The organism is Thiobacillus sp. SCN 63-57, from assembly GCF_001725555.1.
In the GTDB taxonomy this organism is placed as follows: Bacteria; Pseudomonadota; Gammaproteobacteria; order Burkholderiales; family Thiobacillaceae; genus Thiobacillus.
Genome location: NZ_MEGP01000014.1, coordinates 86,782 through 98,478, shown reverse-complemented (window position 1 = coordinate 98,478; position 11,697 = coordinate 86,782). Strand labels below are relative to the sequence as shown.

General features: G+C 62.0%; 13 protein-coding genes and 1 tRNA gene. 7 read left to right on the top strand and 7 right to left on the bottom strand.

The window, feature by feature from the left end; all coding sequences use genetic code 11:
• The 6 genes from ABT23_RS06885 to ABT23_RS06860 all read left to right on the top strand — a co-directional run.
• Positions 1–408: DUF4845 domain-containing protein (locus ABT23_RS06885; protein WP_366366298.1), on the top strand; the 408-nt coding region annotated here is incomplete at its 5' end.
• Positions 401–1,081 (top strand): ribonuclease III, encoded by a 681-nt coding sequence (rnc, locus tag ABT23_RS06880; protein WP_296633054.1) that lies wholly within the window; start codon positions 401–403, stop codon positions 1,079–1,081. The genes ABT23_RS06885 and rnc, both read left to right, overlap by 8 nt.
• A 12-nt stretch (positions 1,082–1,093) precedes the next feature.
• Positions 1,094–1,978 (top strand): GTPase Era, encoded by an 885-nt coding sequence (gene era / locus ABT23_RS06875; RefSeq protein WP_296633051.1) that lies wholly within the window; start codon positions 1,094–1,096, stop codon positions 1,976–1,978.
• A gap of 7 nt (positions 1,979–1,985) precedes the next feature.
• A complete protein-coding gene (recO, locus tag ABT23_RS06870; protein ID WP_296633048.1) occupies positions 1,986–2,753 on the top strand; it encodes a DNA repair protein RecO in 768 nt (255 codons plus the stop codon).
• Complete coding sequence (pdxJ, locus tag ABT23_RS06865) at positions 2,750–3,478, top strand: pyridoxine 5'-phosphate synthase (protein ID WP_296633045.1); 729 nt, start codon at positions 2,750–2,752, stop codon at positions 3,476–3,478. Before recO ends, pdxJ begins: the two co-directional genes overlap by 4 nt.
• A 72-nt stretch (positions 3,479–3,550) precedes the next feature.
• On the top strand, positions 3,551–4,825 hold the full coding sequence (locus ABT23_RS06860; RefSeq protein ID WP_296633042.1) for an HD-GYP domain-containing protein: 1,275 nt from the start codon (positions 3,551–3,553) through the stop codon (positions 4,823–4,825).
• A gap of 56 nt (positions 4,826–4,881) precedes the next feature.
• Here the strand turns inward: ABT23_RS06860 and ABT23_RS06855 are convergent, their stop codons facing one another.
• The 6 genes from ABT23_RS06855 to queA all read right to left on the bottom strand — a co-directional run bounded on the left by ABT23_RS06855 (position 4,882) and on the right by queA (position 10,916).
• Entirely contained in the window at positions 4,882–5,490 is a 609-nt protein-coding gene (locus ABT23_RS06855; RefSeq protein ID WP_296633040.1) for a DedA family protein, read from the bottom strand.
• A 91-nt stretch (positions 5,491–5,581) separates the two neighbouring features.
• Positions 5,582–6,514: a protein translocase subunit SecF gene (secF, locus tag ABT23_RS06850; protein ID WP_296633036.1), complete on the bottom strand. Its 933-nt coding sequence runs from the start codon at positions 6,512–6,514 to the stop codon at positions 5,582–5,584.
• A gap of 10 nt (positions 6,515–6,524) precedes the next feature.
• Entirely contained in the window at positions 6,525–8,339 is a 1,815-nt protein-coding gene (secD, locus tag ABT23_RS06845) for a protein translocase subunit SecD (protein WP_296633034.1), read from the bottom strand.
• Between the two features lie 87 nt (positions 8,340–8,426).
• Positions 8,427–8,744, bottom strand: coding sequence for a preprotein translocase subunit YajC (gene yajC, locus ABT23_RS06840; RefSeq protein WP_296633031.1), 318 nt, complete (start codon positions 8,742–8,744; stop codon positions 8,427–8,429).
• Between the two features lie 46 nt (positions 8,745–8,790).
• Positions 8,791–9,894 (bottom strand): tRNA guanosine(34) transglycosylase Tgt, encoded by a 1,104-nt coding sequence (tgt, locus tag ABT23_RS06835; protein WP_296633027.1) that lies wholly within the window; start codon positions 9,892–9,894, stop codon positions 8,791–8,793.
• On the bottom strand, positions 9,891–10,916 hold the full coding sequence (gene queA / locus ABT23_RS06830) for a tRNA preQ1(34) S-adenosylmethionine ribosyltransferase-isomerase QueA (RefSeq protein WP_296633025.1): 1,026 nt from the start codon (positions 10,914–10,916) through the stop codon (positions 9,891–9,893). The genes tgt and queA overlap by 4 nt, the downstream gene beginning before the upstream one ends.
• 95 nt (positions 10,917–11,011) lie before the next feature.
• Here queA and ABT23_RS06825 point away from each other — a divergent pair.
• A tRNA-Leu gene (locus ABT23_RS06825) sits at positions 11,012–11,098 on the top strand.
• Between the two features lie 68 nt (positions 11,099–11,166).
• On the opposite strand, the gene ABT23_RS06820 is transcribed toward ABT23_RS06825, so the two are convergent.
• Positions 11,167–11,697, bottom strand: a 531-nt coding sequence (locus tag ABT23_RS06820) for a Fic family protein (RefSeq protein WP_296633023.1), incomplete at its 5' end; no start/stop codon positions are given.

The window sequence follows — 11,697 nt, the reverse complement described above, 5'->3', positions numbered from 1 at the left end:
GACAGCATGTATCGCACGCGCGCCATGAAATCCAAACAACGCGGACTGACCATGTTCGGCTTCCTGTTCGTCGCCGTCGTGCTGGTCATGCTGGCCATGCTGGCGATGAAACTGGTGCCGGCCTATATCGAGTATTTCTCAGTGAAGAAGATCCTCGCCACGATGGGGCAGGAATCCGACCTCAAATCCAAGAGCAATGCCGATATCCGCAATGATTTTGAGCGGCGCGCCAGTGTCGGTTATGTGACCGTTGTCAAGCCCGAGGACATCGCCATCGACCGTCACGGCGCCGTTCCGGTCATTTCCACCGACTACACCTTCCGTACCAAGCTCGTCGGCAATGTCAGCCTGGTGGTCGACTTCAGTGCCAGTTCCGACCCCAACGCGGTCCCGGTCGAGGTTGAATAACACCCTGTTGAACCAGCGCCTGCAACAGGCGCTGGGTTATACCTTTGTCCGCTCCGATCTTCTGACTCAGGCGCTGACGCACCGCAGCTACGGCGCGCTCAATAACGAACGGCTCGAATTCCTCGGCGATTCGGTCTTGAACTGCACGGTCGCCCGCGCCTTGTACGATGCGTTTCCCGAGTTGCCGGAAGGGAGTCTGTCGCGCCTGCGCGCCAACCTGGTGCGGCAGGAAACGCTGGCCGACATTGCCATTACCCTGAAACTGGGCGACAGCCTGCGCCTGGGCGAAGGTGAACTCAAGAGCGGCGGTTTTCGCCGCCCCTCGATCCTGGCCGATGCGCTGGAATCGCTGTTCGGTGCCATTTTTCTCGATGCCGGGTTCGAGGCCGCGCAATGCGTGGTGCGTGGATTGTTCGATCCGTTGGTGGCAAAAATCGATCCGCGGGCCTCGGGCAAGGATGCCAAGACCGAACTGCAGGAAATGCTGCAGTCACGACGGCTTCCGCTACCGGATTACCGCCTGGTCGGTACCCAGGGCGAAGCGCATGACCAGAGTTTCATTGTCGAGTGCGTGCTGGTCAAGCCCGTGCTCAGCACGCGTGGCGTCGGCAAGAGCCGCCGCGCTGCCGAACAGGAGGCTGCACGCCTGGCGTGTGCCGCATTACAGAAATGAAAGGCTGCAGATATGAGTGAATTCAAGTGCGGCCTCATCGCCATTGTCGGGCGTCCCAACGTCGGCAAGTCGACGCTGCTCAACCGTATCGTCGGGCAGAAAATCAGCATCACCTCACGCAAGGCGCAGACCACGCGCCACCGGGTGATGGGCATCCACACCACCGACGAAGCGCAATTCGTGTTCGTCGACACGCCGGGGTTCCAGACCCGCCATGCCAGCACCATGAACCGCGCGATGAACAAGCGGGTCCGTGAAACGCTGTCGGACACCGACGTGGTGATGATGCTGGTGGAGGCGGGACGGCTGAGGAAAGAAGATCGCCAGGTGATGGACCTGCTGCCCAAAGATCGGCCGCTGATCCTGGTCGTGAACAAGATCGATCACGTCAAGGACCGGGCCGAACTGATGGCGTCTCTGCAGGAAGCGGCCGCCGCGCATGCATTCACCGAGATCGTACCGGTGTCGGCCAAGCAGGGCAGCAATCTGGACGAGCTCTTGAAGACCCTGCAAGCCCATCTGCCGGAGAATCCGCCGCTGTTCGGCGAGGATGATGTCACCGACCAGACCGAGCGCCAGCTGGCGGCAGAATTGATCCGCGAGAAAGTGTTCCGCCTGTGCGGCGAGGAAATTCCCTATGCCGTGGCGGTGACCATCGACAAATTCGAGGAAGAGGGCAATCTGCGCCGCATCTTTGCCACCATCCTGGTCGACCGTGACAGCCACAAGGCCATCGTCATCGGCAAGGGCGGCGAGAAGCTCAAGACCATCTCCACCCAGGCGCGCCTCGACATGGAGCGCGCTTTCGACGGCAAGGTATATCTGGAGGTCTGGGTCAAGGTCAAGGGCGGCTGGGCCGACGATGTGCGCATGCTGAAATCGCTCGGACTGGATTGAGTGGGCGATGTCCGCAGACGCGCGCGTCAACAACGAACCCGGTTTCGTCCTCCACACGTATCCTTTCAAGGAAACCAGCGTGGTGGCGGAAGTGTTCACGCGCGACCATGGGCGCGTGGCACTGATTGCGCGCGGCGCGCGGCGCCCGACGTCGACCCTGCGCGGACTGATGCAGCCGTTCACCCCGCTGCTGCTGTCGTGGTTCGGCAAGTCCGAACTGAAAACCCTGCACGCCGCTGAATGGCAGGGCGGTTTGAAGGCCCCTGAGGGACGCGCGCTGATGTGCGGGTTTTATCTCAATGAATTGCTGCTGCGCCTGTTGGCGCGCGGCGATGCGCACGAGACGTTGTATGACCGTTACCTCGCGACCCTCGAGCAGTTGGCCGGCGAGCATGACTGCACTTCCGACCACGAACGTACTGCTTACTTTGAGCGGATCCTGCGGCGCTTCGAGAAGAATCTGCTGGGTGAGATCGGCTATGGCGCCACCTTCGATGTCGAGGCGGGCAGCGGCGCGACTATCCAGGCGCAGGCCCGTTATGTGTTCCAGCCAGAGCGTGGCGCACTGCGCACCCTGGATGGCCCGGAAGCGGGGCAGCCGGGCTGTCCGGTGTCCGGCCAGACGCTGATCGACCTGGCCGGCGACCGCTTCGAGCGGCCGGCGACGCTGGTCGAAGCCAAGGCACTGATGCGCACCCTGATCAATCACACGCTGGGCGCCAAGCCGCTTTATACTCGCCAGCTGTTACGCGACCTCACCGAACTCACACAATGAGCATCTTTCTCGGCGTCAACATCGACCATATCGCCACCTTGCGCCAGGCACGCAAGACCCGCTACCCCAGCCCGGTCGAGGCGGCGCTTGCCGCGGAAACCGCCGGCGCCGATTCGATCACCCTGCACCTGCGCGAAGATCGCCGCCACATCCAGGATGCCGACGTGGCGATCCTGCGCCAGGTACTGAAAACCAAGATGAACCTGGAGATGGCGGTGACCGAGGAGATGCTCGCGATCGCCGTCGCTACCCGGCCGCAGGACGTCTGTCTGGTTCCGGAAAAGCGCGAGGAACTCACGACCGAAGGTGGGCTCGACGTCGCCGGGCAGCTGCCCAGGCTGAAGGCCGCCTGCGCACGGCTCGCAGAGGCCGGTATCCGCGTCTCGCTGTTCATCGACGCCGATTTCGCCCAGCTTGACGCGGCCCATGCGGCCGGCGCGCCGGTGGTCGAAATCCATACCGGCCATTATGCCGACGCGGAGGCGGACGAAGCGCGCATCGCAGAATTCGAGCGTATTCGCATGGCCGTTGCCTATGGCCGTAGCCTCGGGCTGACGGTGAACGCCGGCCACGGTCTCACCTATCACAATGTCCAGCCTGTTGCCGCCCTGCCCGGCATCCACGAACTCAACATCGGCCACGCGATCGTGGCGCAGGCACTGTTTGTCGGCTGGAAGGAGGCGGTGGCCGAGATGAAGCGATTGATGGTGGAGGCTGCAGGCTGATGGCGTCGTCGGCCCCGCATGATCGTGGGCGCAGAGGGTGACAGGCGAACAGGCTACAGGATCGTTTGACCGATGAACGAACTGGAACAACGCATAGGCATCGAACAGGTAAGAGTGGGGCTGTACATCCGGCTGGACTCCTGGACGGATCATCCCTTTCTTTTCAGCAGCTTCAAGATTCGCAGCGAAAAACAAGTGCAGCAGTTGCGTTCCCTCGGGATTTCGCATGTGCTCTACGACAGCAGCAAGAGTGATTCGGTCCCCTTGCCGCCGCCCAAGGCGAGCGCGCCCCCACCGCCTCCCTCGCCGCCCGATCCGGAAATGGAGGCGATGTGGGCAGAAAAACGGAAACGGCGGGAACAGCTTTCGCGCCAGCGCGAGGCACTGGGGCGCTGCGAACGGCAATTTGCTGCCGGAGCTTCAACCGTCAAGTCGTTGTTGCGCAACCTTTTTTCCCGCCCGGATGAATCGGTCCAGCAGGCGCAGGCGCTGGTGTCGGATATGGTGGACTCGATGCTGGCAGACAAGGACGTTGCGCTGCATCTGGTGAATACCAAGGCGGGGGACGAAAACGCGTACTACCATGCCCTCAATGTCACGATGCTGTCGCTGGTGCTGGCCAAGGAAGCGCAACTGGGCGCCGAAGAAATGCGCGCGCTGGGACTCGGTACGCTGCTGCACGATATCGGCAGGGAAAAAATCCCCAGTCAGATTCTCCTGAATAAAGCCCCCTGGACGAAAGCCGAACTCAGTTTCTACCAGCAGCACGTGACGTATGGCGTCGACATGGCGCAACGCCTGCCGGGCATGCCTGCCGCTGCGCTGGACGTCATCGCCATGCATCATGAACTGCTCGACGGCAGCGGCTATCCGGGCAGGCTCGCAGGCGAGCAGATCGGACGGTTGGCCCGCATTGCCTGCATTGCCAATGCCTTCGACCATTACTGCAACCGCATCAATCCGGCGGAGTCCATGACGCCTGCCGAAGCCATTGCCTTCATGTTCAAGAAGGAACCGGGCAAATACGATCCGGTCTTGCTGCAGTTGTTCGTTCGCTGCATGGGGATCTATCCACCCGGTAGCGTCGTCCAGTTGAACAACGGCCAGATTGGTCTGATCATGAGCGTCAACCCGGGCCGGCTCTTGCACCCTTCGTTATTGATCTACGATCCCGATGTGCCCAAGGAAGAAGCCTTATGGCTGGACATGCGCGAAGCCCCCGAACTTTCCGTGGCCAAAACCTTGCGCCCTGCGGAACTGGATATGGCGGTGATCGCCTACCTCGACCCACGCACCCGCATCAGCTATTTCACCGAAAACAGCCTGTCGAACAATCGGCCGGCTTGAGGGGCGCCCTCCTCAGGCTGGCGTCTCGCCGCTTCCTTCTCAGGCGATGGCCCCCCTCAGCGCAGCAGTTTTTTCTTCAGCTTGAGGCGCATGTACAGCAACACGATGACCGCGACGGCACCCAGCAGGATGAGGGTGATGATATGAAGATTGCCGCGGATCGCCTGCTCGTTGTGTCCCAGGGTATACCCCAGCACGGCCAGGATGGTGACCCAGATTCCGGCACCGAGACTGGTGTAGAAGCTGAACACGGCAAGATTCATGCGCGCCAGTCCCGCCGGCAACGAGATGTACTGACGCACTGCGGGAATCAGCCGGCCAGTGAAGGTAGAAATGTGGCCATGCCGGGCAAAGAAGTCTTCCATGCGTTGCAAGGTGTGTTCCTTGATCAGCACGTATTTTCCGTAGCGCTGCAGAAAGGGCCGTCCCAGTTTCAGCGCGAGCCAGTAGTTGAATAGCGCGCCCGTCAGACTCCCGGCAATGCCGACCACGATGGCCAGCGCGAGGTTCATCTCGCCCTTGTAGGCGAGGTAACCGGCGGGAATCATCACCACTTCGCTGGGGAACGGGAAGAAACTCGATTCCAGCGCCATCATGAGGAAGATGCCGGGATAGCCCCAGGCACCGACGGTGTTGACGATGGTCTGAATGATTTCGTTGAGCATGAGGCGATGGGGCGAAGGAGTCGGGGACAGGATAGGGCGTCAGGTTTCAGGGCGTGCGCATTGATGCGCACATTCCCCGAATTCCCGTCACTCAAACGACGGCTTCTTCCTTCTTCTCCACCGGCTTGATGAAGTGCTCGCGCTTGACGCCGAACATCAGCAGCAGCGGCGAGGCGACCAGCACCGAGGAATAGATGCCGAACATGATGCCGATGGTGAGCGCCAGCGCGAAGTTGTGCAGCGCCTCGCCGCCGAAGAACAGCATCGACAGCACCATGATCTGCGTCGAGCCGTGGGTGATGATGGTGCGGCTCATGGTGCGGGTGATGGCGTCGTCGATGATGTCCGGGATGGTCGCGCCACGCATCTTGCGGATGTTCTCGCGGATCCGGTCGAACACCACTACCGATTCGTTGACCGAGTAGCCGAGAATCGCCAGCACGCCCGCCAGCACGGTAAGCGTGAACTCCCACTGGAAGAAGGCGAACACGCCGAGGATGATGACGATATCGTGCATGTTGGCGAGCATGCCCGCCACCGCAAAGCGCCATTCGAAGCGGATCGCCAGATAGGCCATGATGCCGAAGGCGACCACCAGCAGCGCCAGGGCGCCGTTGTCGTAGAGTTCCTTGCCAACCTGCGGGCCGACGAAGTCGACGCGCTTCAATTCGAGCCCGGGGTTGGTGGCCGTCAGCGCGGCCATCACGCGGTTGCTGGTTTCCGCGGCATTGCTGTCGCCTTTGTTGGGCAGGCGGATCAGGACGTCATGGCTGGTTCCGAAAGTCTGCACCGATACTTCGATCAGGCCGGTTTTTTCCAGTACCGTCCGGATGGCCGGCAAATCAGCGGGCTGGCTGGTGCGCACTTCCATGACGGTGCCGCCCGTGAAGTCGACGCCCAGATTCAGGCCCTTGTCCCACAGCGCCCAGACCGCAAAGAGAAAGGTGAGCAGCGAAATCGCCGTCGTCACCTTCCCCCAACTCATGAAGGGGATGTTCTTCTTGAAGGGGAAAAATTCCAGCATGGCGTTGCCCTTAGATGGAGACCTTGGCCAGCCGCGCCTGGCGGCCATAGGTGAGATTGACCATGGCGCGCGACACGGTGACGGCGCTGAACATGGAGGTCAGGATGCCCAGACACAGGACGACCGCAAAGCCGCGCACCGGGCCGGAGCCCAGCCAGAACAGGGCGACGCCGGCGATCAGTGTGGTGAGGTTGGAGTCGAGAATGGTGCCCCAGGCGCGGTCGTAGCCGGCGTGGATCGCAGCCTGTGGCGTGGCGCCGTTGCGTAGTTCCTCGCGGATGCGCTCGTTGATCAGTACGTTGGCGTCGATCGCCATGCCGAGCGTAAGCGCGATACCGGCCAGGCCGGGCAGGGTCAGCGTGGCTTGAAGCATCGACAGCAGGGCGACCAGGAAAAAGCCGTTGACCGCGAGCGCGATCGAGGAGAACAACCCGAAGATGCGGTAGTAGACCACCATGAACACCGTGACGGCGAGGAAGCCCCACAGGTTGGAGTGGAAGCCCTTGCTGATGTTTTCCGCGCCCATGCTCGGGCCGACGGTGCGTTCTTCCACGATCTGCATCGGCGCGGCCAGCGCGCCGGCGCGCAGCAGCAGGGCGACGTCGGAGGCTTCCTGGGCGGATTCCATGCCGGTGATCTGCACGCGGCCGCCGCCGATTTCCTCGCGAATGACCGGCGACGTGATGGCCTCGGCCACACCTTTCTCGATCAGCAGGATGGCCATGCGCTTGCCGACGTTTTCGCGCGTCACATCCTTGAAGATGCGTGCGCCCTTGCCATCCAGGTTGATGTGGACAGCCGCCTGGCCGCTGGTGCTTTCAAAGCCGGGCGAAGCATCGGTGATCGAGTCGCCGGTCAGCACCACGTCCTTCTTCACAGCGATTTTCCCGCCGTCGCGGCTGGATACGATGTCGTCGCCAAACGGAGCCTGTCCCTGCTGAATGGCGGTCGGGTCGGCCTGTTCGTCGACCATGCGGATTTCCAGCGTGGCCGTGCGGCCCAGAATGTCTTTTGCCTTGGCGGTGTCCTGCACGCCAGGGAGCTGCACCACGACGCGGCTGGCGCCCTGCTGCTGGATGACGGGCTCGGCCACGCCGAGTTCGTTGACGCGGTTTCTGAGCGTGGTGATGTTCTGCTGCAGGGCAAATTCCTGCACCTGGGTTTCGGCCTGCGGTTTCAGGCGCGCGGTCAGGGTGAAGCCCTCGGCCTGGTCATCGGTAGTGAAGGCGAGGTCGGTGAATGTGGTTCCCAGCTTGCTGATGGCCGCATCACGCTGGTCACGGGTGGCGAAGTGTACGGTCACGGCGTTGCCTTCGCGGCTGATGCGACCGTAGCGGATCTTGTCACCGCGCAGCTCGGTGCGGAAATCGTTCTGGTAGCGGATGGCCGCTTTTTCCAGCGCGGCTTTCATGTCGACCTCGAGCAGGAAATGCACGCCGCCGCGCAAATCCAGGCCCAGATACATCGGCAGCGCGTGTATCGTCGACAGCCATGCAGGCGAAGCCGATACCAGGTTGAGCGCGACGGTATAGCGTTCCCCCAGGCTGTTCTGCAGCACGTCCTTGGCCTTGATCTGTTGGTCGGTACTGGCCAGGCGGACCTTGATGCTGTTTCCCGCCAGCTCCACTCCCTGATAGCCCAGATTGGCGGCCTTCAGCGAGGATTCCACCTGGCTCAGCAATGCTGTGTCGACCTTTTCGGTCGTGCGGACGGGGGAAATCTGCACCGCAGGTACTTCGCCGAAGAAATTGGGCAGGGTATAGAGGAAGGCGATCACCAGCGTAATGCCGATGAGTACATATTTCCAGAGCGGGAAGCGGTTCATTTTGCTTACGGGTTAGGCGTTAGGGGAGAGGGGTGAGGTGGGGAGCGACGGTGGGCACAAGATGCCTAACGCCTCACCCTTTTCGCTTCACAGGCCCTTGATCGTGCCCTTGGGCAGCAGCGTCTGCACCGATTGCTTCTGGACGTGAGTGACGACACCGTCGGCGATTTCCAGGGATACATATTGATCGCCGAGCTTGACGATCTTGCCGACCTGGCCGCTGGCGGTGACGACTTCGTCGCCCTTGGCCAGTTCCGTCAGCATTTTCTTCTGCTCCTTGGCGCGCTTCATCTGCGGACGGATCAACATGAACCAGAACAGGATGAAGATGATGATGAGCGGGAGGAACTGCTCAAACCCCGGGTTGGCTGCGGCGGCGGCTTGTGCGTGGGCGAGTGAAATCATGGGTAAAAGCTCCGAATCAAGGCAGTTCAGTTAAAACCATGGAATTCTACCATCCACGCGTTTGCATCTCATGAAACCGTGCCGTGAAGTCGGCAAAGCGCTTGGCCTCGATCGCGGCGCGCATCCCGGCCATCAGCCGGTGGTAGTAATGCAGATTGTGGATCGTCGCCAGACGCGCGCCGAGGATTTCGCCGGCACGGATCAGATGGTGCACATAGGCGCGGCTGAAGTGGCGGCAGGTATGACAGTCGCATTCGTCATCGATCGGCGCAGTGTCGGTCTTCCAGCGCGCGTTGCGGATGCGCATCTCGCCGCGCCGGGTGAACAGAATGCCGTGGCGGGCATTGCGCGTCGGCAGCACGCAGTCGAACTGGTCGATGCCCTGCGCCACGGCCGCGACGAGATCGGATGGCGTGCCCACGCCCATCAGGTAGCGCGGCTTGTGCGCCGGCAGTTGCGGCGCGGTGTGGGCGAGGATGCGCGTCATGTCGTCCTTGGGTTCGCCGACCGAGAGGCCGCCGATGGCGTAGCCGTCGAAGTCCATGCCGATCAGCTCGCGCGCCGACTCGTCGCGCAGGCCTTCGTACATGCCGCCCTGCACGATGCCATAGAGCGCGTTGGGATTGCCGGCGTGCGCCGTCTTTGAACGTGCCGCCCAGCGCAGCGAGAGCCGCATCGATTCGGCCGCTTCACGCTCGGTGGCCGGGTAGGGCGTGCACTCGTCGAAGATCATCACGATGTCGGAATTCAGCGTGCGCTGGATCTGCATCGAGATTTCCGGCGTCAGGAACAGCTTGTCGCCGTTGATCGGCGAGGCGAATTTCACGCCGTCCTCGGTGATCTTCCTGAGCTTGCCCAGGCTGAACACCTGGAAGCCGCCTGAATCGGTGAGGATGGGCTTGTCCCAGCCCATGAAGCGGTGCAGCCCGTCGAATTTTTCGATCACCTCCAGCCCCGGCCGCAACCAGAGGTGGAAGGTGTTGGACAGCACCATCTCGAAGCCGATGTCGGTGAGTTCGGCTGGCGACATCGCCTTCACCGTGCCGTAGGTGCCCACCGGCATGAACACGGGCGTCTGCACAGTGCCGTGCGCGAGCTGAAGCTGGCCGCGGCGTGCGCCGCCGTCGGTGGCGAGGAGGTCAAATTTCATGCGGGAGGGGACTTCTCTAAAAACATCGCGTCGCCATAACTGAAGAAGCGGTAGCGCTCGGCAATGGCGTGAGCGTAGGCGACGCGGATGGTGTCCACGCCGGCAAACGCCGAGACCAGCATCAGCAGCGTGGACTTGGGTAAATGGAAATTGGTGATGAGCGTGTCGACCACCTTGAATCGATAGCCCGGCGTGATGAAGATGTCGGTTTCGCCGGAGCCCGCGTGCAATTTTCCGGACTGCGCGGCCGCCTCCAGTGCGCGCAGGCTGGTGGTGCCCACCGCCACCACGCGGCCGCCGCGCGCATGCGTTTCGCGGATCGCGTCGACGGTCGCTGGCGGAATCGTGTAGCGCTCGCTGTGCATCTTGTGCTCGGCCACGTCGTCCACCCGCACCGGCTGGAAGGTGCCGGCGCCGACATGCAGCGTCACCCGCGCCGTGCGGATACCTTGTTGCTGGAGCGTATCCAGCATCGCGTCGTCGAAATGCAGGCCGGCCGTCGGTGCGGCCACCGCGCCCGGCTCGTTCGCGTAGACAGTCTGGTAGCGCGCCTCGTCGTCTGCGGTCGGCGTGTGTTCGATGTAAGGCGGCAGCGGCAACCGGCCGAACTGGTCCAGAACATCCAGCACCGGGCGCGGAAAGCGCAGCTGCGTCAGGTCGTCCTGCCGTGCCAGCACCTCAAGGAGGGTGTCGTCGGAAAGATGAATGTGCGAACCTGGCTTGGGCGCGTGGCTGGCGCGGATGAAGGCCAGCGCCTCGAATTCGCCCGTTACCCGTTCCACCAGCAGTTCGACCTTGCCGCCGGAGTCCTTCTGGCCGAACAGCCGCGCCTTGATCACGCGCGTATCGTTCATCACCAGCAGATCGTCCGGCCGCAGCAGCGCAGGCAGCTCGCTGAACCAGCGGTCGTGCAGCGTACCGGATGCCTCGACGTGCAGCAGCCGGCTGCCGCCGCGTACCGCGGGCGGAAACTGGGCGATCAGGTCGGCAGGGAGATCGAAATCGAAATCGGCAACACGCATGGGGCGCGATTATAACGGTCGCCTTGCGGCAGGCTGCCCGATTCGGCGATAATGCGCGGCTTCTGTTGCCGGACGCGTTCGCGCCCGGCCCCTTTGCCGGGATGGCGGAATCGGTAGACGCAGCGGATTCAAAATCCGCCGGTGGTAACACTGTGGGGGTTCGAGTCCCCCTCCCGGCACCAATGACTTCTACCATTCTTTCCGTCTTGGCGCCTGTAGATGCAGCGGGGACATTGGCAGGAATCTGTTGCTAGTGGAATGGTTTCTCAAGCGCATCCAAGACGGGTGCGCAAACGTAAAAACGTCCCCACTGGCGCCCGCTGACCTCCTTGAGTATCTTCTTTTCCTCCAGCACGCTGATGGCGGCTTTCGCTGTGGGATGGGTCTTGTTGAGCACCTTGGCTCCGCGGCCTATGGTCATGTACGGATTGACGAAAAGTTCGTCGATCAGGCCAAGGGCATTCGGCTTGTCTCGTAATTGGCTTCGGTATTGCTCCCGCAGGCGGTGTAGTTCCTTTGACTGCTGTCCGGCCTCGGTGGCGATTTCTGTCACGCCTTGGAGAAAAAATCGTATCCAAGGTACCCAGTCGCCGTGTGTACGTACGCGCTGTAACAAATCGTAATAGTCCCCCTTGTGGGCGTCGATGAACGCGGAGAGGTAAAGCAAGGGCTCTGACAATCGCCCTCTCTGCATGAGGAAGAAGGTAATCAGCAGACGCCCGACACGTCCATTCCCATCGAGAAAAGGGTGGATGGTTTCAAACTGGACGTGCATCATCGC

Bases quoted from the DNA above. Each gene is read 5' to 3' on its own strand.
- pdxJ (WP_296633045.1), top strand. From the start codon at position 2,750: ATGAGCATCTTTCTCGGCGTCAACATCGACCATATCGCCACCTTGCGC.
- tgt (WP_296633027.1), bottom strand. From the start codon at position 9,894: ATGAAATTTGACCTCCTCGCCACCGACGGCGGCGCACGCCGCGGCCAG.
- recO (WP_296633048.1), top strand. From the start codon at position 1,986: ATGTCCGCAGACGCGCGCGTCAACAACGAACCCGGTTTCGTCCTCCAC.
- secF (WP_296633036.1), bottom strand. From the start codon at position 6,514: ATGCTGGAATTTTTCCCCTTCAAGAAGAACATCCCCTTCATGAGTTGG.
- ABT23_RS06860 (WP_296633042.1), top strand. From the start codon at position 3,551: ATGAACGAACTGGAACAACGCATAGGCATCGAACAGGTAAGAGTGGGG.
- secD (WP_296633034.1), bottom strand. From the start codon at position 8,339: ATGAACCGCTTCCCGCTCTGGAAATATGTACTCATCGGCATTACGCTG.
- era (WP_296633051.1), top strand. From the start codon at position 1,094: ATGAGTGAATTCAAGTGCGGCCTCATCGCCATTGTCGGGCGTCCCAAC.
- ABT23_RS06855 (WP_296633040.1), bottom strand. From the start codon at position 5,490: ATGCTCAACGAAATCATTCAGACCATCGTCAACACCGTCGGTGCCTGG.
- queA (WP_296633025.1), bottom strand. From the start codon at position 10,916: ATGCGTGTTGCCGATTTCGATTTCGATCTCCCTGCCGACCTGATCGCC.
- yajC (WP_296633031.1), bottom strand. From the start codon at position 8,744: ATGATTTCACTCGCCCACGCACAAGCCGCCGCCGCAGCCAACCCGGGG.